The organism is Allobosea thiooxidans (assembly GCF_900168195.1).
GTDB lineage: Bacteria > Pseudomonadota > Alphaproteobacteria > Rhizobiales > Beijerinckiaceae > Allobosea > Allobosea thiooxidans.
In genome coordinates this window covers 165475-184772 of sequence record NZ_FUYX01000005.1, presented here as the reverse complement: position 1 = coordinate 184772, position 19298 = coordinate 165475, and the positions used below count along the sequence as shown (strand labels likewise).

Here is a 19298-nt window from a genome sequence, read left to right as displayed (position 1 = left end):
GGGAGGGCAGTCCATGTCCATGCGAGCCATCGGCGCCTGGATCGGCGTCGGAATTGCCGTCGATCCGGCCCTGGCGGTCACCCGCGAGCGGCTCCTGCACCTCGCCCCCTCGGCGGAGCCTGCGATCGTCGCCGGCATCGCCGGATCGTTCGGCCGGCTGGCGCACGAGCACGCCGTCACGACGCGGCTGCGCGTCTGCCATTTCCTCGCGCAGACCGCCCACGAGACCGACGGCTTCCGGACGCTCGCCGAATATGGCGGCCCGGCCTGGTTCGCCCGCTATGAAGGCCGCCGCGACCTCGGCAACATCCAGCCCGGCGACGGCGCGCGCTATCACGGCCGCGGCATCTTCCAGCTCACCGGCCGCGCGAACTACCGCCGCTTCGGCCAGATTCTCGGCATCGACCTCGAAGCCGAGCCGGACCGCGCGAGGGAGCCCGCGACTTCGCTGCAGATCGCCTTCGCCTATTGGAGCGCCCGCGCCATCAACGAAGCCGCCGACGCCGACGACATCGAGCGCGTGACGAAGCTCGTCAACGGTGGCCGCACCGGGCTGGCCGCGCGGCTGCGCTACCTCGCCAAAGCGAAGGCGATCTGGCGCTAGCCGCCATCCATCGCAGTGGCAACTGTCAGGACGACCTTCGCAAGGCCAGCCCGACGCCGCTGAGGGTGAGAACCATGGCACCCAGCTCCCGGGCGCCCAGCGTGTCGCCCAGCAGCGGGACGGCTGCAAGCGTCCCAACGATCGGAACGAGCAACATGCCCGTCGCCGCGACGGAGCCCGGCAGCCGCCTGAGCGCTCCGAACCAGGTCAGGTAGCACAGGGCCATCGGGCCGACCGCCATATAGACGAGACCGCTGAGGCCCGGAGCCGAAAGTGCGGAGACCTGCGGCCGTTCCAGGAACAGGCCCAGCATCACCATCGGCAGGCAGCCGAGAGCCACCTGCCAGGCCGTCAGCGCCGTGGGGCTCATCGCGATCGGTTCGCGCGCGGTGACCGTGCCGAAGGCGAAGAGGATCGCGGCGCCAGCCGCGAACAGGACGCCCGGCAACTTGCCGCCGGCGAGATCCGGACCGCCCATCAGCACCACGATGCCGGCGATGCCCAATATCAGTGCCAGCAGGCTCCGGCGGTTCGGTCGCTCGCCGTGCAGCGGCCATGCGATCAGCATCGCCCATATCGGCATGGAATAGGCGATAAGCGCGCCTTCCGAGACCTTGAGCCAGTTCAGCGACAGGGCCGTGAAGCCCATCCAGGCGAAGACATTGACCACGGCCGCCACGGCAAGGCGCAGGCGGGCATGGCGTGGAACGGCGAAGGCCTCGCCGCGCAGCCCGGCAACCAGGGCCAGCCCGACCGCTCCCAGGAGGCCGGCGACCCCGCGCGCGAACAGGGGCGGCCAGTCCTGGAGAACGAATTTGAGGACAGCCCAGTTCAGCCCCCACCCCACGGCCGTGATCATGAGGAGAACCTGGCCGGACCGCAGATGGGCCTCGACCGACACCGCTGTCCCGCTGCTCATCGACAATCAGCCGCCTCAGCGATGCCCGGCTCTCAGGGCCTGGTCGAGGTCGGCATAGAGGTCCTCGAGATCCTCGATGCCGGTCGAGAGGCGCAGCAGGTCGGTCGGACAGGGCGAGCCGGCGCCCTCGATCGAGGCGCGGTGCTCGATCAGGCTCTCGACGCCGCCCAGCGAGGTCGCGCGCTTGTAGAGCTCGACATGGGCCGCCGTCTTCACCGCGGCCGTCTCCCCGCCCGTGACCTGGACCGAGAGCATGTAGCCGAAGCCGTTCTCCATCTGCCGCGCCGCGATGTCGTGGCCGGGATGCTGCGGCAGGCCGGGATAGAGCACGCGTGCCACCAGCGGATGGGCGGAAAGGCGCTCGGCCAGCGCCATCGCCGAAGCCGACTGGCGCTCCTGCCGCAAATGCAGCGTGCGCATGCCGCGCATCAGCAGATAGGCTTCGAACGGGCCGAGGATGCCGCCCTGCCCCTTGCGCACGGTTTTGATCCGGTTCCAGAACGCGTCGTCCTCACGGGCGCAGAGCGCTCCCGCCACCACGTCGGAATGGCCGTTCAGCACCTTGGTCGCCGCATGCATGACGATGTCGGCGCCGAGCGTCAGCGGCCGGGTATGCACCGGCGAGGCGCAGGTCGAATCGACCGCGAGCCGGGCACCGGCCTTGTGCGCGATCTCGGCTGCGGCCGCGATGTCGGTGATGGTCCAGAGCGGGTTCGACGGCGTCTCGACCCAGACGAGCTTGGTCACGCCCGGCTTCACCGCCGCCTTGAGCGCGGCAAGATCGTCGGTCTCGACGAAATCGATCGTCAGGCCCCAGCGCGTCGCCTCGTTGAGCAGCCAGGCGCGCAGCGCCCAGTACATCACCTTGGAGGCAACGACATGGTCTCCGGGCGCGAGAGCCTGGAACACCGAAGTCGCCGCGGCCATGCCGGAGCCGAAGAGCAGCGCGCCGGCCTTCGCCTCCTCGAGCATCGCGAGCACGGCCTGCGCTTCGTGCACCGTCTCGTTGTCCGGGCGGCCATAGATGAAGCCCGAGGAATAGCCATTGTCCTCGTCGCGGATATAGGTCGTCGCGACATGGATCGGCGGCACCACGGCCTTGGTCAGCGGGTCGATCTTGCCCATGGCCTGGGCGGCGAGGCTTCGCGGGCTCCAGCTCTTGCTGCTCATCTTCGCTCCCAACCATCATGCCGCCCGGGCCGAACGATCTCGGCGGCGGATCGGGAGCAGATTAGCGAACCGCAAAAATCATAATTGGCGTTTTCCGCCATTGACGCGCCTATTTTCACCGCAGAAAAACGATTGATGACGAAAACCGCCGAGCTTGACTCGTTCGACCAGGCGCTGCTCGACGAGATGCAGCGCGACAACCAAACGCCGGCCCGCATCCTCGCGGAACGCGTCGGGCTGTCGCAGAGCGCGGTGCTGCGCCGCCTGCGCCGGCTGCGGGCGGAGAAGATCATCACCGCCGATGTCTCGATCGTGAATCCCGCTGTGCTGGGCCTGCCCGTCACCATCCATGTGCTGGTTTCGCTCGTCCGCGGCTCGCAGCTCGCCGACGCCTTCGCCCGCAAGCTGGGCGCGCGGCCGGAAATCCGGCAGGCCTCCTATGTCACCGGAGGCGCCGATTTCGTCCTCCACCTTCAGGTGGAAAGCATGGAGGCCTATGCCGCCTTCGCGCGCGAGGTCTTCCACGACGATCCCAACGTCTCGTCGTTCTATACCTACGTCGCCATGCGCGAGGTGGTGGGCCCCAACCGGAAGGATCCGCCGGAGCGCCGGCCGGTACGGTCGGCCTAGCCGATCGAGCGCTCGATCACCTTCATGACGGTGGCACGCAGCTCGGCGATGGTGAACGGCTTCGCCATCACCTCGGCGACGATCGTCTCCAGGCTCTTGGCCCGCTCGCGCTGCTCGGCATAGCCGGTCATCAGCATGATCGTGAGTTCGGGAAAGCGCTGCTTGGCGGCGAGCGCCAGCGCGATGCCGTCCATCAGCGGCATGCGGATATCGGTCAGCAGAAGGTCGAAGCGTCCTTCCTCCGCGAGGAGGATGTCGAGCGCCTCGGCACCGTCGGCGGCGGTGAGGCAGCTATGGCCGTCCAGGCCGAGGCCGCGCGCCACCAGAACGCGCAACGGCTCCTCGTCGTCGACGACCAGAATGCGTGACATCGCGGCTCCTCAGATGCCCGGCAGCCCGGCCTGATCCTCGGTCTCGATCACCCCGACGAAAGGCAGCTGCCTATAGGAATGCGCCACGTCCATGCCGTAGCCGACCACGAAATAATCCGGGCACTCGAAGCCGACATAGTCCGCCTTGACGTTGACCGCGCGCTTGCCCGGCTTTTCGAGCAGCACGGCGGTCGAGACCTTCGCCGCGCCGCGCGCGGTGAGCAGGTCCTTGGCGAAGGCCAGCGTGCGGCCGGATTCGAGGATGTCGTCGACCAGCAGCACGTCGCGCCCGCGCACATCGCTCTGCACGTCGCGCAGGATCTCGACCTGGCCGGCCGAGACCGTCCCCGTCCGGTAGCTCGACAGATGGACGAATTCGACCTGCGGTGCGAGGCCGATGCGGTGCATCGCCCGGATCAGGTCGGCGGCGAACATGAAGCTGCCCTTCAGCACCGCGACGACGAGCAGATCCTTCGGATCGCTGGCGGCGATCGCCGCAGCCATCTCCTCGTTGCGCCGCGCGATCGCGGCCTCGTCGTATAGAACCCTGATCCGCCGTTCCGGCATGATGTCTCCGTTCTCAGTGTCCGCCCGCACGCGCCCCACGCAGCCGATGCGCCGTGGAGCCGAAGCGAACGATGATCCGTGAAGGCTGCCCGGCCGGGTGTCGCGCCCGGCCCTTGAACCTGTCCTAGCAGCCCTAATGCATGCTGGCGATATTGGCCGCAGTCGCGCTCGAAGTGAAGCGCACGCGCACGGACTGCCCCTTCTCCGGTGGAGAAGCCAGCCGCGCGCGGAAGCGGACCAGCTCCGCCGGCTCGAGGCTGCTCCGTGGCGGCTCCGTCGTCCAGGTGTACAGCGTGGCGCCTGCGGCATCCTTCACCGCGACCTCGATGAGCGGCACGGTCGCCTTGCTGCGCGTGATGTTGGTGACGTCGCCTTCGACCACCAGGAAGCGGTTGGCGCCGTCTTCCACGAGCCCGCTCTCGACCGCGCTCAGCCGCAGGCCCCGGACATTGACCGGCAGGCCGACCGTCTCGAAGACGCCGGCGAGCTGCGGCGCGGTGCGGACGACGGCATTGCGCTGCCAGGCGGCGAGGCCGAGCAGGGCGAGGCCCACGACGGCCGCCGCCGCCGGCAGGGCGACGCCGCGCTTGCGCGCGGGGCGATCCTTGATGGCGCGTGCCTTGCCGGCCCCGCGCCTGCGACGCGCCGGCGGCGCGGCTTCGGCGACCACCTCGGGCGCCTCGATAGCGGCCTTCGCCTCGGCCTCGGCAGCGAGCGCGGTGATCTCGGCGTCGATCGCGGCGGCGCGCTCCAGCTCCTCCGCCAGCAGGGCCTGTGTCTCTTCCTCGCTGGGCGGCTCGGGGAAAACGGCTTCCGGCGCGACATGCCAGGCGGTCTTGCAGCCCGCGCAGCGCACCTTCCGGCCCTCGGGCCCGAGCTTGGCCGCGTCGAGCTCATACTGGCTGGCACAGGACGGGCAGACGATCAGCATAGCTGCCTGGCAATTCCTCGCAATGTGGCGGGGCACCGGCCCTCGCCTTCCGCGGATGGTTTCGTCCGGTTTCCGTCGCTCCGGCGAGCACCGCAAGGCGCGCCGACGGATCAGCCGAACCGTCCCCCGCTATTGGCGCGATTTATGGTTAACGGCCCGTGAAGAATCTCTGCGGCAAGTTGCCCGGATCGCGCCCTTTCCGCGCTCGCCCGCTTGCGGTGTAGGATTGGTGCGCGGATTCGCAACGAGGTGAACGGGGAAAACCGCTTGGTTCGGTTCGAGAATGTCGGCTTGCGCTATGGCATGGGCCCGGAGGTGCTGAAGGACATCAACTTCAGCATCGCGCCGCGTTCGTTCCAGTATCTGACGGGGCCCTCGGGCGCCGGCAAGACGACGCTGATGCGGCTCATCCTGATGGCGCTCAAGCCGACGCGCGGGCTGGTCAACCTGTTCGGGCAGGATGTCTCGCGCCTCGACGCGCCGACGCTGACCGCCTTTCGCCGCCGCATGGGCGTGGTCTTCCAGGATTTCCGCCTGCTCGATCACCTCACCGTCTACGAGAACGTCGCCCTGCCGCTGCGCGTGCTCGGCAAGGAGGAGGCGAGCTATCGCGCCGAGGTGGTCGAGCTCTTGCGCTGGGTCGGCCTCGGCGAGCGCATGCATGCCGTCCCGCCCGTGCTCTCGGGCGGCGAGAAGCAGCGCGCCGCGATCGCGCGCGCGCTGATCGGCCGGCCCGAGCTGCTGCTCGCCGACGAGCCGACCGGCAATGTCGATCCCAGCCTCGGCAAGCGCCTGTTGCGGCTGTTCATGGAGCTGCAATCGCTCGGCACCGCCGTGATCATCGCCACGCACGACCTGAACCTGATGGACATCTACGACGCGCCGCGCCTCGTGCTGGCGGACGGGCACCTGCATGTCGATGCCTGATTCCAACCCGAACGAGCCGGAGCGGGCGGCGCGGGCACTGCCCGCCAATCTGAGGCGCGACCAGCCGCTCGTGCCGATCGACAGCGTCGCCGGCCGGGCGCTCATGGCGGTCATCGCGATCCTGACCTTCCTCGCCGCGCTCAGCGCCGGCGCCGCCGTGCTCGCCTCGCGCGCCTCCGACCAGTGGCGCGGCGCCGTCTCCAACGAGATGACGATCCAGATCCGCCCCGATTCGCACCGCAACATCGAGGAGGACGTCTCCCGCGCCGTCGCGCTGGCGCAGGCTCTGGACGGCATCGAGAGCGCCCGCGCCGTGCCCAAGGCCGAATCGGACAAGCTGCTCGAACCATGGCTCGGCACCGGGCTCGATCTCGTCGAGCTGCCGATCCCGCGGCTGATCGTGCTCAGGATCGCGTCCGGCGCCAATCCCGATATCGCCAGCTTCGGTCCGGCGCTCCGCCGCGAGGTGCCGACGGCGATCCTCGACGACCACCGCCTCTGGGTCCGGCGCCTCTCCGCCATGGCCGGGACCATCGTCGCCTCCGGCTTCGCCATCGTGCTGCTCGTCCTGACGGCGGCGGCGCTTGCCGTCGCCTTTGCCACGCGCGGCGCGATGGCTGGCAGCCGTGACAGCGTCGAGGTGCTGCATTTCGTCGGCGCCGACGACGATTTCATCGCCCGAGAGTTCCAGAGCCGTTTCATCCGGCTCGGGCTGAAGGGCGGCGCCTTCGGCGGGCTGGCGGCCATCGTCGCCATCGTGCTGCTCGGCTTCGTCGCCTCGCGCTGGAGCGCGACGCCGGAGGCGGAGCAGCTCCAGGCCCTGTTCGGAGCCTTCGAGATCGGATGGTCCGGCTATGCCGCGGTCGCACTGGTCGCGGTCGTGGTGGCGGCGATCGCCGGGCTGGTCTCCCGCTTCACCGTCCGGCATTATCTGAGGATGCTGGCATGAGCGCGAACGGCGACGCGCCCGGCCGGCAAGAAAGGCTTTACCTTTGCGGCGGTGGCCGGCGCGAGCTTGCCGCCGTTACGCCCGATTGCCGCGTTAAGTCAACGATATCATGGCCATGATCGGCAGCACAGACGACCATCTCGCGATGGAGCCGCCGGCATCCGCGCCCGGAGGCGCCCGGTCCGGCCGGCGCCTATGCATCTGGCGCGCGCTTGCGCTCGCCGCGGCGGCGCTCGCCTGCATCGGCACGCTCCTGTTCGGCATCGGCTATGCGCGCTTCGCCGCGATCATCGACGCGCAGGAACCGGCCTCGCCGCCCCGCACCGACGCGATCGTCGTGGTCACCGGCGGCGCGCAACGTATCGGCGACGCCATCGGCCTGCTCGGCGCCGAACGTGGCGCCCGGCTGCTGATCAGCGGCGTCAACGAAAGGACCGGGCGCGAGGAGCTGGCCAAGCTCAACCCGGCCTATCGGGACCTGCTCGCCTGCTGCGTCGATCTCGATTATCGCGCCCGCAACACCATCGGCAACGCCATCGAGGCGCGGCGCTGGGTCCGTCAGCACGGCTTCGGCTCGCTGCTGGTCGTGACCTCGAATTATCACATGCCGCGAACGCTTGCGGAATTCGCCCACGCCATGCCGGCCGTGAAGCTCATCGCCCACCCGGTGGTGACCGAGCATATCGACACGTCCGGCTGGTGGAATCGCTGGGCCAGCATCAAGATCCTGCTGCCGGAATATGCCAAGTACCTCGCCGCCCGCCTGCGCAGCCTGGTCGAGAGCGATCCGGAAACCTCCCGTCTGTCGATCATCATCGGCGGGCGCAAGCCGGTCTCGTCGAAGCCGGCCGAGGTTCTCGGCCCGGCCGCCGAGAAGCGCTCGCGCCTGCACGGCCATCCGCAGCGCGAAGGCTGAACCTCGAAACCGCCCCCGCCCCGCTTGACCGGCGCCGCGTCTCGGGCTCATTGCGCAGCATGCTCGTCCTGCGCTCCCTCGTCTTCAACACCCTGTTCTATGCCAATCTGGTCCTCTGGTTGCTCATCGCCGTGCTGCCGGCCATGCTGCTGCCCAAGCGGGCGCTGCTCATCGTCGCGATCGCCTGGTCGCGCTCCTCGCTCTGGCTGCTGCGGGTCGTCGCCGGGACGCGCTGCGAGATCAGCGGCATCGAGCACATCCCGCAGGGCGGCCTGATGGTCGCCGCCAAGCACCAGTCCTTCCTCGAAACTTTCGCGCTCGTCACCGTCTTCCGGAATCCCGTCTTCATCCTGAAGCGCGAGCTGACCTGGATCCCGGTCTTCGGCTGGGCGCTGAACAAGCTGCGCATGATCCCGGTCAATCGCGGCGCCCGCGCTCGCGCGCTCTCGGATGTCACGCGCCGCGCCAAGGTCGAGCTGGGGCAGAACGGCCGCCAGCTCCTGATCTTCCCGGAGGGGACCCGCCGCGCCCCCGGCGCGCCGCCGGCCTACAAATTCGGCGTCGCCCATCTCTATGCCGAGCTCGGCGTTCCCTGCGTGCCGGTCGCGGTCAATACCGGCCTGTTCTGGCCGCGCCGCAAGTTCCTGCGCCGGCCGGGCACGGTCCGCATCGAGATCCTGCCTCCGATCGCCCCCGGCCTCGACAAACTCTCCTTCCAGCATCTGCTGCAGGAGCGGATAGAGGTCGCCAGCGACCGGCTGCTGGCGGAAGGACGGGCCGAACTCGGCGCCCGCGGGCTCGATCCGCTCGCCGCCTCCTGACACTCCCTGACAGCAGAAGGCGCCGCAGCAGCCTGGGGAGGCGCGCCGGGCGCTTGACTTATCCCCAGAGCGTTCCCATTTTGTTCCTATCACTGGAGGAACGGACATGGCCGCTCTCGCCTATCGCATCCCCGATCTCTTCGACGAGCCGCCGGCGGCGCGCGAGATGCCGCTGCGCAGCGCGGCCAGCCTCGGCGAGCGCCGCTTCACAGCCTGGCGCGGCCGCTCGGGCCGACGCTATGTCGCCTCGGTCTTCGCGGTGGAGGACAGCCACGCTCTCGGCTTCACCGATGCGGTGCTGCTCGCGGTCTCGCCGGAGCGGCGTATCATCGCCGCGCGCGATTCCGGCCCCTTCGGCGTCGAGGCGGCGCTGGGCCGCTGGCAGCGCGCCGTCATGGCCGCCGGTGCGGCCGAGATCCATGTCCATCTCCTGGCGGAAGACGGCCTCACCCGCCGCGCCGCCCTGCTCGACCTGATGCCGCAGGCCGATTCGGAAGGCTGATCAGCCGGCGAGCGACGGGTGCGGCGCCCCCAGGCCCGGCGCTAGTTCCTGCGCCAGCGCCGCCAGGACCGGATCGTAGATCCCCATCTTGCGCAGATGCGCATGCGTCTGCAGCACATAGTCCGGGTTCTCGCCCGAGCTGCCCCGCCCCTGCCGGACAAGCTTGAGCAACTCAGTCGGCGGCAGCTTGCCGGCATATTGGAGATGCCGGCGGTCGGCGACATAGACGAGCGCGCGCACCTGCCGGCCGTCCTCCAGCTTGAGCGGGACATGGCGCTCGATATAGACCGCCGTCGCCTGCTCGCGGGCCCGCAGATACTCCACCGTCTCCCCTGCCGACCCGGCCGCGACCCGGAAGGCGAGCCCGCGGCAGACGCCGCCACGGTCGAGCCCCAGCACCAGCCCCGGCTGCTCCGGCGTGCCGCGATGGACGTGGGAGAACACGCAGAGAGAGCGGTGATAGCCGTGCAGGCGCGCCTGCACGCTCTCGACGAAGCTGAAGCCCGGCCGCCAGATCAGCGAGCCGTAGCCGAAGACCCAGAGATCCGTCCCGTCGCGCTCGCCCGTCATCGTCATCCCATAATTTGGCCGCGCCGAGCTGCTTGCTGGAGCGTTCCGCCCGGCGCAAGGGCTTTCCCGCTCTGGCGCCGTACCTTTCGGCGAGCTAAGGCATCGGACAGAGAAGTGAAACCCGGCTTTCGGTCGAAGCCGATGTCACATTGAAGAGCGATATCGCCAGCCCTCCCGGCCCCGGCGATATCGTGCGCCGCCCGCCTTCGCGCAAGGAATGCCTGCCGCATGACCGATACCCTCCCGACGCGTCGCCAGAGCCGGTTCTGGCTCTATGGCCCCACCCTCCTGCTCGTCATCCTGGCCGCCGCCTGGTCCGCCTTCTGGTTCTACGCCCGCGGGCGCGTCACGGCCGAGATCGACACGGCCCTCGCGCGCGAAGTCGAGCGCGGCCGCACCTGGACCTGCACGGATCGCTCCGTCGGCGGCTACCCCTTCCGCATCGAGCTGCGCTGCAGCGCCCTTTCCCTGACCTCGACACGCTGGGGCGACGCCGTGCGCGTCGAGACCGGCCCGGCCGTCGCCGTCGGCCAGATCTATTCGCCCGGCCTGGTGATCTTCGAGCTGACGGGACCCGCCAAGGCGACCCTGCCAGAGGGCCGCATGCTGGACCTCACATGGAAGAGCCTCGACGCCAGCCTCGCCTGGCGCAACCCCGAACGCTTCGCCCTCGTCGCGGGCGACCTGACGGCCGTCCTGACCGCCCCCGGGCTGACCCCGGAAACCTGGGGCAGCAAGACGCTGGAGGCGCATCTGCGCCGCAACCCGACGCTGCCAGCCGCCGACCAGGCGGTGGACATCGCCGTCACGGCCAAGGGCACGCGGCTGCCGCCGATCGATGCGCTGCTCGGCAACAACGACACCGGCGAGATCGATTTGCAGGCGACGCTGACCCAGGCCGAGAGCTTCCGCAAGGGCTTCAACCCCGATGCGCTCGAGAGCTGGCGCGGCGCCAACGGGGCCATCGACCTGACCCGCCTCGTCTCCACCAAAGGCAAGGCGCGCGTCGACGGCAGCGGCCGGTTGATGCTCGACCCGGCACATCGCGTCGCCGGCGATCTCCGCCTGGCGGCGGCCGGGATCGAACAGATCGGCGGCATCCGCATCGGCAACCTGCTCGGCGGCCTCGGCGGCCTGCTCGGCGGTCGCGGCACCGATGCCGCGGCGGCACCCGGCCTCACGCCGCTGCCGCCCGTCTCGCTGCGCGGCGGGCGTGTCTTCATCGGCCCGTTCCGCCTGCCGCTGCAGCCGCTGCCGCCGCTCTACTGAGGCAACGAAAAAGGGGCGCCGAGGCGCCCCTTTCAGATTCTGCGATCTGCGGCCGCCGCTCAGGCGGCCGGCAGGGCGGCGCGCGGCGCCTCTATCCGCGTGATCGCCTTCTTGACGGCTTCCTGCACCTTCTCGAAGGCGCGCACCTCGATCTGGCGGACGCGCTCGCGCGAGACGCCGAACTCCTCGGAAAGCTGCTCGAGCGTGATCGGATCCTCGGCGAGCCGGCGCGCCTCGAAGATGCGCCGCTCGCGCGGATTCAGCACCTCGAGCGCCTCGCGCAGCGCCGTATGGCGGTTGCTGGCCTCCTCCGAGTCGGCGAGGCGGCGCTCCTGGCTCTCGGAATCGTCCACGAGCCAGTCCTGCCACTCACCCTCGCCATCCTCGCGCAGCGGCGTATTGAGCGAGGCGTCGCCGCCGAGGCGGCGATTCATGTCGACCACGTCCTGCTCGTTGACGCCGAGCTTGGTCGCGATCTGCTTGACCTGGTCGGGACGCAGATCGCCGTCGCCCAGCGCCGAAATCTTGCTCTTGGCCTTGCGCAGGTTGAAGAACAGCTTCTTCTGGTTGGCCGTGGTGCCCATCTTCACCAGCGACCAGGAGCGCAGGATGTATTCCTGGATCGAAGCCTTGATCCACCACATCGCATAGGTCGCGAGCCGGAAGCCCTTCTCGGGCTCGAAGCGCTTGACCGCCTGCATGAGGCCGACATTGCCCTCCGAAACGACCTCGCCGATCGGCAGGCCGTAACCGCGATAACCCATGGCGATCTTGGCGACGAGCCGCAGATGCGAGGTGACGAGCTTGTGCGCCGCGTCGCGGTCGCCATGCTCGCGCCAGCGCTTGGCCAGCATGTATTCCTCGCTCGGTTCCAGCATCGGGAACTTGCGGATCTCGTCGAGATAACGTGACAGTCCGCCCTCGGCGGACAGGACGGGCAGCGAAGCACTCGCCATGCTCGTTCTCCTCATCGAGGCCCCCGCTCAGCGGCAGGCCCTCCGCGCGATGAACCTTCGCGCAGGCTTCGGACGGTGCAAGCTAATCCAACGCGGGAACCTGATATCGGTTCAGTGGGATTGCCCGCTTGCGGCGCCCCCTTGGCCATCCGCATCCGAACAACCCCAGTATATGCAAACTCAGTCTGGCGGAAAGGTGGCAGCGCTGCCGGATTCGCTCACAGCCTCGCGAGCGCAGCTTGCAAATTCGCAAAATCAGCAGGGGGATCGGACTCGAACAGCATCTCCTCGCCGGTGGCGGGATGGGCAAAACCGAGCACCGCCGCATGCAGGGCCTGCCGCCCGAGCGCGGCGAGCGCGGTCTGCGCGTCCGCCGGCAGGCGGACGGCCTTGGTCACGAAACCGGAGCCGTAGAGCTGGTCGCCGAGCAGCGGATGGCCGATATGGCTCATATGCACGCGAATCTGGTGCGTGCGCCCGGTTTCCAGCCGGCACTCGATCAGGCTGGCCAGCGGCTCGGTCTCGTCGAGCCCCTTCAGCAGCGGCGGATAGCGTTCGATCAGCTCGATATGGGTGATCGCCTCGCGGCCGCGCCCCTCCTTCACCACGGTCATCTTCTCGCGGTTGCGGGTCGAACGCTCGATCGGCGCATCGATCGTGCCTTCGCGCAAGCGCGGCGCGCCCCAGACAATGGCGAGATAAGCGCGCTGCAGCGGGCCGGTGCGGCCATGGTCGGCGAACTGCTTGGCGAGCTTCTGATGCGCCCGGTCGTTCTTGGCGACGACGAGCAGCCCGCTCGTATCCTTGTCGAGCCGGTGCACGATGCCCGGGCGCCGGACGCCGCCGATGCCGGAGAGGCTCTCGCCGCAATGCGCGATCAGCGCATTGACCAGCGTGCCGTCCTCATGCCCGCCAGCCGGATGGACGACGAGCCCAGCCGGCTTGTCGATGACGATGAGGTGATCATCCTCGTAGACGACGTCGAGCGGGATATCCTGTGCGATGGGCTCGGCCGGCCTGGCGGCGGGCATGACGAGCGCGATCTCGTCGCCCTCGGCCACCTTGCGGCTGGCGTCGGCGGTCACCGCGCCGTTGAGGCGCACCCCGCCTTCCTTGATGACCTGCTGCAGGCGCGCGCGCGAAATCTCGCCCGCGAGCAGGGCGAGCGCCTTGTCGAGGCGCTGGCCGGCCTGATCGGGGCCAACCTGCAGGGTCACGCCGGCCTGGGGTTCGGAAACGGATGTCATCGCGCCGCTATAAGGCGCAAGCGCCATTTCAGCTAGTTCCCGCGATCAGCGTCATTGCGAGCGCGGCAAGGCGCTCCTCGCGATGACGCCGATGGCGCAGGCGGAAGGCCGCCCTCAACCGAACAGGCGGAAGCCGCTCTTCTTCGGCTCCGGCGGCTTCTCGTCGTCCGGACCGGGATCATCCGGCGCATGCGAAACCGGGAAGACCACGGGCTTCGGCGGCGCGGAATCATGTCCTGGAGCCGCAGCCACGGCCTGTTTGACCGGCTCTGCCACCATCTCCGCGGGCTTCGGCTCGTCCTTGGGCGGTGAGGCGACGGCCGCCTCGGGCTTCGGCTCAGCCTTCGGCACCGGCGGCGGAGCGACGGCCGCGGGCTCGACCGTCGTCACGGAATCGGGCTTGATCTCGATGAGCTTGGTCGAGTCGTCGAGATCGGCCAGCACGTCGTCGAGCGCCTGGGCCTGGCTGCCGAGCGTCGCCGGCGGCACGGTCCAGACAAAGGCGTCGAGCCGCCCCGTGAGCGGCGAGACCGGCATCCAGTGGTCCGACACCAGCCCGTCCGCGACCCAGGCCGCGTCGCGCGGCGCCCGCGTCGCCCGGGCCAGCCATTCGCGCACGCGCCCGGCCGCGCCATGCTCGGCCTCCTCCAGCTCCGCCATCAGCAGGCAGGCGCGCACCGAGGCGCCGCCCGCCAGCAGCGGCTTCAGCGTCTCGCGCGCCTTCTGGAACTCGCGGGCCTGGATCGCCGCGCCCGCGAGCGCGAGCACGCTTTCAGGGTCGGCCGGCCGCAGCTTCGTCAGGGTCGTCGCGCGGGTCAGCCGGTCGAGCGCGCTGTCGCCCGGCCGGGCATCGAGATAGGCGGCGGCGATGTCGGGATGCGGCGCCTCCCGCCACGCCGCCTCGAGCAGCTTGGAAGACTTGCGGACATCGCCGCGCTCCGACAGCATCCGCCCTGCCAGTGCCGCAGCCGGCGTGAGCGAGGGCGCGAGCTTGACCGCTTCGAGCGCGGCGGCGAGCGCCTTCTCCGGCTCGCCATCGCGCGCCTGCAGCGCCTCGGCCGCCAACAGCACGGCCCGCTGGCGGCGGGCCTCGGCCTTGTCGGCGAGGCGGAGCGCCGCGCGGCGTTCGACCGCGGTGCGCGCCGCCTGCCAATCCCCGGCCTGGACATGGAAATCGAGCAGCGCGTCATTGGCCCAGGCGAGCGAGGGCGAGCGGCGCACCGCATCGTCGGCGAAGGCGCGTGCGGCGGCCATGTCGCCACGTCGCTTCGCCTCGACGAAAAGGCCGCGCAGGCCGAGCACCCGCGTCTCCGGCTTGTCGAGCATGGCCTTGAAGGCGGCCTCGGCCTGGCCGCGATCGCCGGTGAGCTGGGCCGTCTGCGCCTCGAGCAGCAGGGTCAGCGGTTCGCTCGGCACGAAGCGGCGCGCCTCGCCCGTATAGCGCCCGGCGGCGACCGGATCGCCCGCACCGATCGCGACCATGCCGCGCGATACTGCCTCGAAACCGCGCGCGCGGCGCCGGGCCCGCGAAGACAGGCTGAAGGCCGAAGGCAGGCCGAAGACGAAGCGCAGGATGGCCCAGACCAGCAGCACGAGGAAAGCGAGAGCGACCACGCCCACCGCGGCGATCGCGACGCTGGTTTCGATCCGGTAGCCCTGCCAGAGCACCGAGACCTCGCCGGGCCGATCGGCGAGCCAGACCGCTCCGAAGGCGAGGCAGGCGAAGACGGCGAGATAGATGAGAACGCGAACCATGGACCCCTCTACCCTCCGTCAGCCGGCGGCGCCAAGCGCCGCGACCGCATCCTGCGCGATCTTGGCGATGGCCGCATCCGCCGCCGCCCGCTTCTGCAGGTCGGCGCCGAAATCCGCACTGGCACGCCGCGCCGGCTCGGGCAACTGCCCCCACAGGGCCGCGGCCTTGACCATCTCGCCATTGGCGATCGCGCCCTCGAGCCGGATCGGCAGCGTCGCCGGATCGTTCGAGCCGCTGTCCCCGACCGGCCGCACCGTGACGATGCGGCTCGCCAAGCCGAGGAGCTTGTCGGACCAGCTCTCCGAGGCCGGCATCACCTCGCGCTGGAACACCGCACCGTGCTTGCGGAAGCCGGCGAGCAGCGCCTGCTGCGTGGCTGCGCCCACTCCGGCGACCGCCGCCAGGGCGGCGGTGTCGGCCTGCGCCACGCCGCTTTTCGTCAGGGCGGCGACCTCGTCCGCGAAAGGCCGGCCGCCGCCGAGCGCGCGCTGGACCCGCTCGGCCAGGACGACGCGAGCCGCCGCCGTCGCCTCGGGGCCGGAAGCGGCCGCGGTCTTCGCCTGAGCCTCGACCGCGCCGACGCGGCCGGCGAGCTGGTCGAAACGCTGGCCAAGCGTGGCGGTCGCGGCCTCGGCCCGCTGGACCTGGGCCGCGAAGGCGCTGGTATCGGGGGCCTGTGGATTGGCGAGCGCGCCGAGCTTGCCGGAGAGCGCCTGAACCTCGGAACCCGCCTTCGCCACCGCCTCGGAAGCGGCCGTCGCCTTGCGGTCGGCCAGCGCGGCGCTGGTCTGCACCGCGTCGAGGCGGCTGCGCAGCTCGGCGACCTGCTCGCCGCTGATCGGCGCTTCCGCCCGCTTCAGGGCGAGGAAGACGCCGCCGGCGCCGATCGCGCCGCCGATCAGCCCGGCAAGGGCCAGAGCGAACCAGGGCGTTCGGGCCGGTGCCGCGGGTTCGCTGCCGGTCCGCGACGGCTCGACGGGCGGCGGCGTGAATTCCTGCGGCAGTGCTTCGGTGGGCGCGACCGCCTCCGGCGACGGGGTCTCGCCTTCGGCTTTCACCTCCTCCGAGGCTGCCGGCGGCTCGGGATCGGCCACCAGCTCCAGGGTCGGCGGCGTGCGCTTGAGGCTGCCGCGCGGCTCCGGCCGAGCCTTGCCGGGCGAAGCGGTGCGCGCCGAAACCTGCTCCAGCGCCGCGAGCATGCCGGCTTCCTCGGGATGCTCCGAGACCAGGACGGTGCTGGCGCCGGCCGCGATCAGCGGCGCCGCGGTGGCGGCGGAGATCACGACATGGGTCAATTCGAGCGCCTCGTCGGCCACGCCGGCCGCCTGCGCCAGGGCGATGAAGACTTTCGCCCCCCGCGCCGAATAATGCAGGGCCGCGTCGCCGCTCCTCGCCTGTCGCAGCGCGGCTTGCGTATCCTCGGGCAGGACCGAGACCGGCTCCGCCGCATAGGCGGTCCAGAGCGAAACCTCGTAGCCGGCTTCCTCCAGCCGACCCGGCACGTCCTCCTTGCGGTCGCGCGCGGCGATCATCAGCAGCTTCGCCGGCGCCGGCAGCGTCCGCTTGATCAGCTCGATCAGGTCGTTGCGGTCGCCATCGGCACTGCGCGCATCTTCCAGCCCCGCCTCACGAACCTTGGCCGCCGTGCGCGCGCCGACCGCGAAGATCGGCAGGTCACGCCATGCCGCCGGTCCTTCCGCCAGGGGTCCCACTGCATTGCCGCTGGTCACGACGATCGCGTCGAACGCCCCGGCAGGAGCCTCACCGGGCAGGCGCACCACTTCGAACAGCGGCGCGACGATCGGCTCGAAGCCGTGATCGGCGATCGTGCGCGCCGTCCTTTCGGCATCGAGGCGGGGACGAAAGACGAAAACGCGCATTCACAGCTCCTGACAAGACCGGCAGCGACCACAGGGCGATCCGCGAACGATGCAGGATTCCGCGATCGGGCCGCATTGAGGCGGAACAATGATACTGCGCATGCCGTCTCCTTTTCGTCCTCGGCATTGCCGGGGGCCGGAGCCCCCTTGGCCTTCCGCCTCTCCGCGCACTATACGGAGGAATTGCCCGCGCGGAACTGCCGGGCTCGACCATTCACCCGGTTCTACCGGTTTCACGAGGCTCGCCAACCAACCATGCGTGTTCTGGGCATCGAGACGACCTGCGACGAAACAGCCGCCGCGATCGTCAGCGTCGAGCGCTCGGGCGAGAGCAAGATCCTGTCGAACGAGGTGCTGAGCCAGATCGCCGCACATGCCGCCTATGGCGGCGTCGTGCCGGAGATCGCGGCGCGCGCCCATGTCGAGGCGATCGACCGCATCATCGCGCGCGCCTTCGCCAGCGCCGGGCTGAAGCCGGGCGATATCGACGCCGTCGCGGCCGCGGCCGGGCCCGGCCTCGTCGGCGGCGTCATGGTCGGCCTCACGGCTGGCAAGGCCATCGCGCTCGCGACCGGCAAGCCCTTCATCGCGGTCAACCATCTCGAGGCGCATGCGCTGACCGCGCGCCTCACCGACGACCTCGCCTTCCCCTATCTGCTGCTGCTGGTCTCGGGCGGCCACACCCAGCTTCTCGCGGTGCGCGGCGTCGGCGACTATCTCAAACTCGGCGGCACCATCGACGACGCGGTCGGCGAGGCCTTCGACAAGATCGCCAAGATGCTCGCCCTGCCCTATCCGGGCGGCCCTTCGGTCGAGCGCGAGGCGGCCAAGGGCGACCCCGAGCGCTTCGACTTCCCCCGCCCGCTGCAGGGGCGCGCCAATCCGGACTTCTCGCTTTCCGGCCTCAAGACCGCCGTGCGCCTCGTCGCGGAGCGGATCGCGCCGCTTTCCGACAATGATGTCGCCGATCTCTGCGCGTCCTTCCAGGCGGCGATCGTCGACGTGATGGTCGACCGGACGCGCGCCGGGCTGCGCGCCTGCCGCGATGCCGGCATCACTCCCTCGACACTGGTCGTAGCCGGCGGCGTCGCAGCCAACCAGGCGATCCGCGGCGGCCTGATGCGGCTCGCCACCGAGGCCGGCCTGCCGATGGTCGCCCCGCCGCTGGAGCTCTGCGGCGACAATGGCGCGATGATCGCCTGGGCGGGTCTCGAGCGCCTGCGCCTCGGCCTCGTCGACGACATGGCGGCGGTCGCCCGGCCGCGCTGGCCGCTCGACGCCCTCTCCCCCAAGCCCGCGACCGCGGCATGAGCGGCACCGCAGATTATGCGACGATCGGCGTCGTCGGCGCCGGCTCCTACGGGGCGGCGCTGGCGCTCGCTGCGACGCGGGCCGGACACGCCGTCCGGTTCTGGGCACGCGATCCGGAAACCGTCGCGGCCATTGCGCGCGACCGCCGGGCGCCGCGCCTGCCCGAGATCGAGCTGCCCGAAACCATCGTCGCCACGGCGGTGCTTGCCGAGCTTGCCGATTGCGACGCACTCATCGTCGCGGTGCCGACCCAGAATTTGCGCTCGGCCTGCCTGGACCTGGCCGCGCAGCTGCCGGCCGGCATCCCGATCGTCTCCGCCGCCAAGGGCATCGAGCAGGCGCGCGGATTGTTTCCGACGCAGATCATCGAAAGCGCCTTGCCCGGCGCGCGCACCGCGATCCTGTCGGGACCGAGTTTCGCCATCGATATCGGGCGCGGCCTGCCGACCGCCGTGACGCTCGCCGCTCGCGAGCCGCAACTGGCCCAGGCCCTCGCGGAGGCGCTGAGCTCGCCGGCTTTCCGCATCTACCATTCGGACGATCCGCGCGGCGTCGAAATCGGCGGCGCCGCCAAGAACGTGCTCGCCATCGCCGCCGGCATCGCCATAGGCCTCGGGCTCGGCGAAAGCGCCCGCGCCGCGCTCGTCGCCCGCGGCTTCGCCGAGCTGCGCCGCTTCGGCGAGGCCTATGGCGGCGAAGCCGAGACCCTGATGGGGCTGTCGGGCCTCGGCGACGTCGTGCTGAGCTGCGCCTCGCCGCAATCGCGCAATTTCGCCTATGGGCTGGCGCTCGGGCAGGGCCGCAAGCCCGCGGAGGCGGCCGGCGGCAAGCTCGCCGAGGGCGCCTTCACGGCGCCCATCCTGGTCGAGATGGCGCGGTCCCGGCAGGTCGAGACGCCGATCGCGGAAGCGGTGGCGGATATCATCGCCGGGCATATCGGCGTCGCGGAGGCGGTTGCGGCTCTGCTGGCGCGCCCGATCCGGGCCGAGCGATAGGAGGACG

20 protein-coding genes are annotated in these 19298 nt (G+C 70.3%); 10 read left to right on the top strand and 10 right to left on the bottom strand.

From position 1 onward, the window contains the following. Positions 1-13: 13 nt before the first annotated feature. Entirely contained in the window at positions 14-604 is a 591-nt protein-coding gene (locus tag B5Y19_RS11365) for a glycoside hydrolase family 19 protein (RefSeq protein WP_055727326.1), read from the top strand. Between the two features lie 25 nt (positions 605-629). Here the strand turns inward: B5Y19_RS11365 and B5Y19_RS11360 are convergent, their stop codons facing one another. Both B5Y19_RS11360 and B5Y19_RS11355 read right to left on the bottom strand, forming a co-directional pair. Further along, a complete protein-coding gene (locus B5Y19_RS11360) occupies positions 630-1523 on the bottom strand; it encodes a DMT family transporter (protein WP_079591490.1) in 894 nt (297 codons plus the stop codon). A gap of 15 nt (positions 1524-1538) precedes the next feature. Then, positions 1539-2693, bottom strand: coding sequence for a trans-sulfuration enzyme family protein (locus B5Y19_RS11355; RefSeq protein WP_055727328.1), 1155 nt, complete (start codon positions 2691-2693; stop codon positions 1539-1541). 84 nt (positions 2694-2777) lie between these two features. On the opposite strand from B5Y19_RS11355, the gene B5Y19_RS11350 reads away from it, so the two are divergent. Further along, positions 2778-3323 (top strand): Lrp/AsnC family transcriptional regulator, encoded by a 546-nt coding sequence (locus B5Y19_RS11350; protein WP_244555565.1) that lies wholly within the window; start codon positions 2778-2780, stop codon positions 3321-3323. Here B5Y19_RS11350 and B5Y19_RS11345 read toward each other — a convergent pair. The 3 genes from B5Y19_RS11345 to B5Y19_RS11335 all read right to left on the bottom strand — a co-directional run bounded on the left by B5Y19_RS11345 (position 3320) and on the right by B5Y19_RS11335 (position 5192). Further along, positions 3320-3694, bottom strand: a complete 375-nt coding sequence (locus B5Y19_RS11345; RefSeq protein ID WP_055727330.1) for a response regulator — start codon at positions 3692-3694, stop codon at positions 3320-3322. The genes B5Y19_RS11350 and B5Y19_RS11345 overlap by 4 nt on opposite strands. A 9-nt stretch (positions 3695-3703) precedes the next feature. Continuing rightward, positions 3704-4261, bottom strand: a complete 558-nt coding sequence (gene hpt / locus B5Y19_RS11340; protein ID WP_055727331.1) for a hypoxanthine phosphoribosyltransferase — start codon at positions 4259-4261, stop codon at positions 3704-3706. Between the two features lie 133 nt (positions 4262-4394). After that, the gene (locus B5Y19_RS11335) at positions 4395-5192 is read right to left on the bottom strand and encodes a zinc-ribbon domain-containing protein (protein ID WP_079591540.1); all 798 of its coding nucleotides are present in this window, start codon (positions 5190-5192) and stop codon (positions 4395-4397) included. A 267-nt stretch (positions 5193-5459) separates the two neighbouring features. On the opposite strand from B5Y19_RS11335, the gene ftsE reads away from it, so the two are divergent. From ftsE to B5Y19_RS11310, 5 genes are all read left to right on the top strand, one after another. After that, on the top strand, positions 5460-6119 hold the full coding sequence (gene ftsE / locus B5Y19_RS11330) for a cell division ATP-binding protein FtsE (RefSeq protein ID WP_411914151.1): 660 nt from the start codon (positions 5460-5462) through the stop codon (positions 6117-6119). Next, a complete protein-coding gene (locus B5Y19_RS11325; protein ID WP_139384360.1) occupies positions 6106-7068 on the top strand; it encodes a cell division protein FtsX in 963 nt (320 codons plus the stop codon). The genes ftsE and B5Y19_RS11325 overlap by 14 nt, the downstream gene beginning before the upstream one ends. A gap of 115 nt (positions 7069-7183) precedes the next feature. Continuing rightward, positions 7184-7984 carry a YdcF family protein gene (locus tag B5Y19_RS11320; protein ID WP_244555564.1) on the top strand — a complete coding sequence of 267 codons (801 nt, stop codon included), beginning with the start codon at positions 7184-7186 and terminating at the stop codon, positions 7982-7984. A gap of 59 nt (positions 7985-8043) precedes the next feature. After that, complete coding sequence (locus B5Y19_RS11315; RefSeq protein WP_055729143.1) at positions 8044-8805, top strand: lysophospholipid acyltransferase family protein; 762 nt, start codon at positions 8044-8046, stop codon at positions 8803-8805. A gap of 106 nt (positions 8806-8911) precedes the next feature. Further along, positions 8912-9307 (top strand): hypothetical protein, encoded by a 396-nt coding sequence (locus B5Y19_RS11310; protein ID WP_055729142.1) that lies wholly within the window; start codon positions 8912-8914, stop codon positions 9305-9307. Here the strand turns inward: B5Y19_RS11310 and B5Y19_RS11305 are convergent, their stop codons facing one another. After that, a complete protein-coding gene (locus B5Y19_RS11305; RefSeq protein WP_079591488.1) occupies positions 9308-9883 on the bottom strand; it encodes a gamma-glutamylcyclotransferase in 576 nt (191 codons plus the stop codon). Positions 9884-10105: 222 nt separating this feature from the next. On the opposite strand from B5Y19_RS11305, the gene B5Y19_RS11300 reads away from it, so the two are divergent. Further along, positions 10106-11146 carry a DUF2125 domain-containing protein gene (locus B5Y19_RS11300; RefSeq protein WP_055729141.1) on the top strand — a complete coding sequence of 347 codons (1041 nt, stop codon included), beginning with the start codon at positions 10106-10108 and terminating at the stop codon, positions 11144-11146. 59 nt (positions 11147-11205) lie between these two features. Here the strand turns inward: B5Y19_RS11300 and rpoH are convergent, their stop codons facing one another. From rpoH to B5Y19_RS11280, 4 genes are all read right to left on the bottom strand, one after another. Next, positions 11206-12102, bottom strand: coding sequence for an RNA polymerase sigma factor RpoH (gene rpoH / locus B5Y19_RS11295; protein ID WP_055729140.1), 897 nt, complete (start codon positions 12100-12102; stop codon positions 11206-11208). 218 nt (positions 12103-12320) lie between these two features. Then, entirely contained in the window at positions 12321-13349 is a 1029-nt protein-coding gene (locus tag B5Y19_RS11290) for an RluA family pseudouridine synthase (RefSeq protein ID WP_055729144.1), read from the bottom strand. A gap of 114 nt (positions 13350-13463) precedes the next feature. Next, positions 13464-15104 (bottom strand): heme biosynthesis protein HemY, encoded by a 1641-nt coding sequence (locus B5Y19_RS11285; RefSeq protein ID WP_055729139.1) that lies wholly within the window; start codon positions 15102-15104, stop codon positions 13464-13466. An 18-nt stretch (positions 15105-15122) separates the two neighbouring features. Then, on the bottom strand, positions 15123-16985 hold the full coding sequence (locus B5Y19_RS11280; RefSeq protein WP_079591487.1) for a uroporphyrinogen-III synthase: 1863 nt from the start codon (positions 16983-16985) through the stop codon (positions 15123-15125). A gap of 255 nt (positions 16986-17240) precedes the next feature. Between B5Y19_RS11280 and tsaD the strand changes: the two genes are divergently transcribed. After that, entirely contained in the window at positions 17241-18296 is a 1056-nt protein-coding gene (gene tsaD / locus B5Y19_RS11275) for a tRNA (adenosine(37)-N6)-threonylcarbamoyltransferase complex transferase subunit TsaD (RefSeq protein WP_055729559.1), read from the top strand. Next, positions 18293-19291 (top strand): NAD(P)H-dependent glycerol-3-phosphate dehydrogenase, encoded by a 999-nt coding sequence (locus tag B5Y19_RS11270; protein WP_055729560.1) that lies wholly within the window; start codon positions 18293-18295, stop codon positions 19289-19291. The genes tsaD and B5Y19_RS11270 overlap by 4 nt, the downstream gene beginning before the upstream one ends. The last annotated feature ends 7 nt before the right edge of the window (positions 19292-19298 follow it).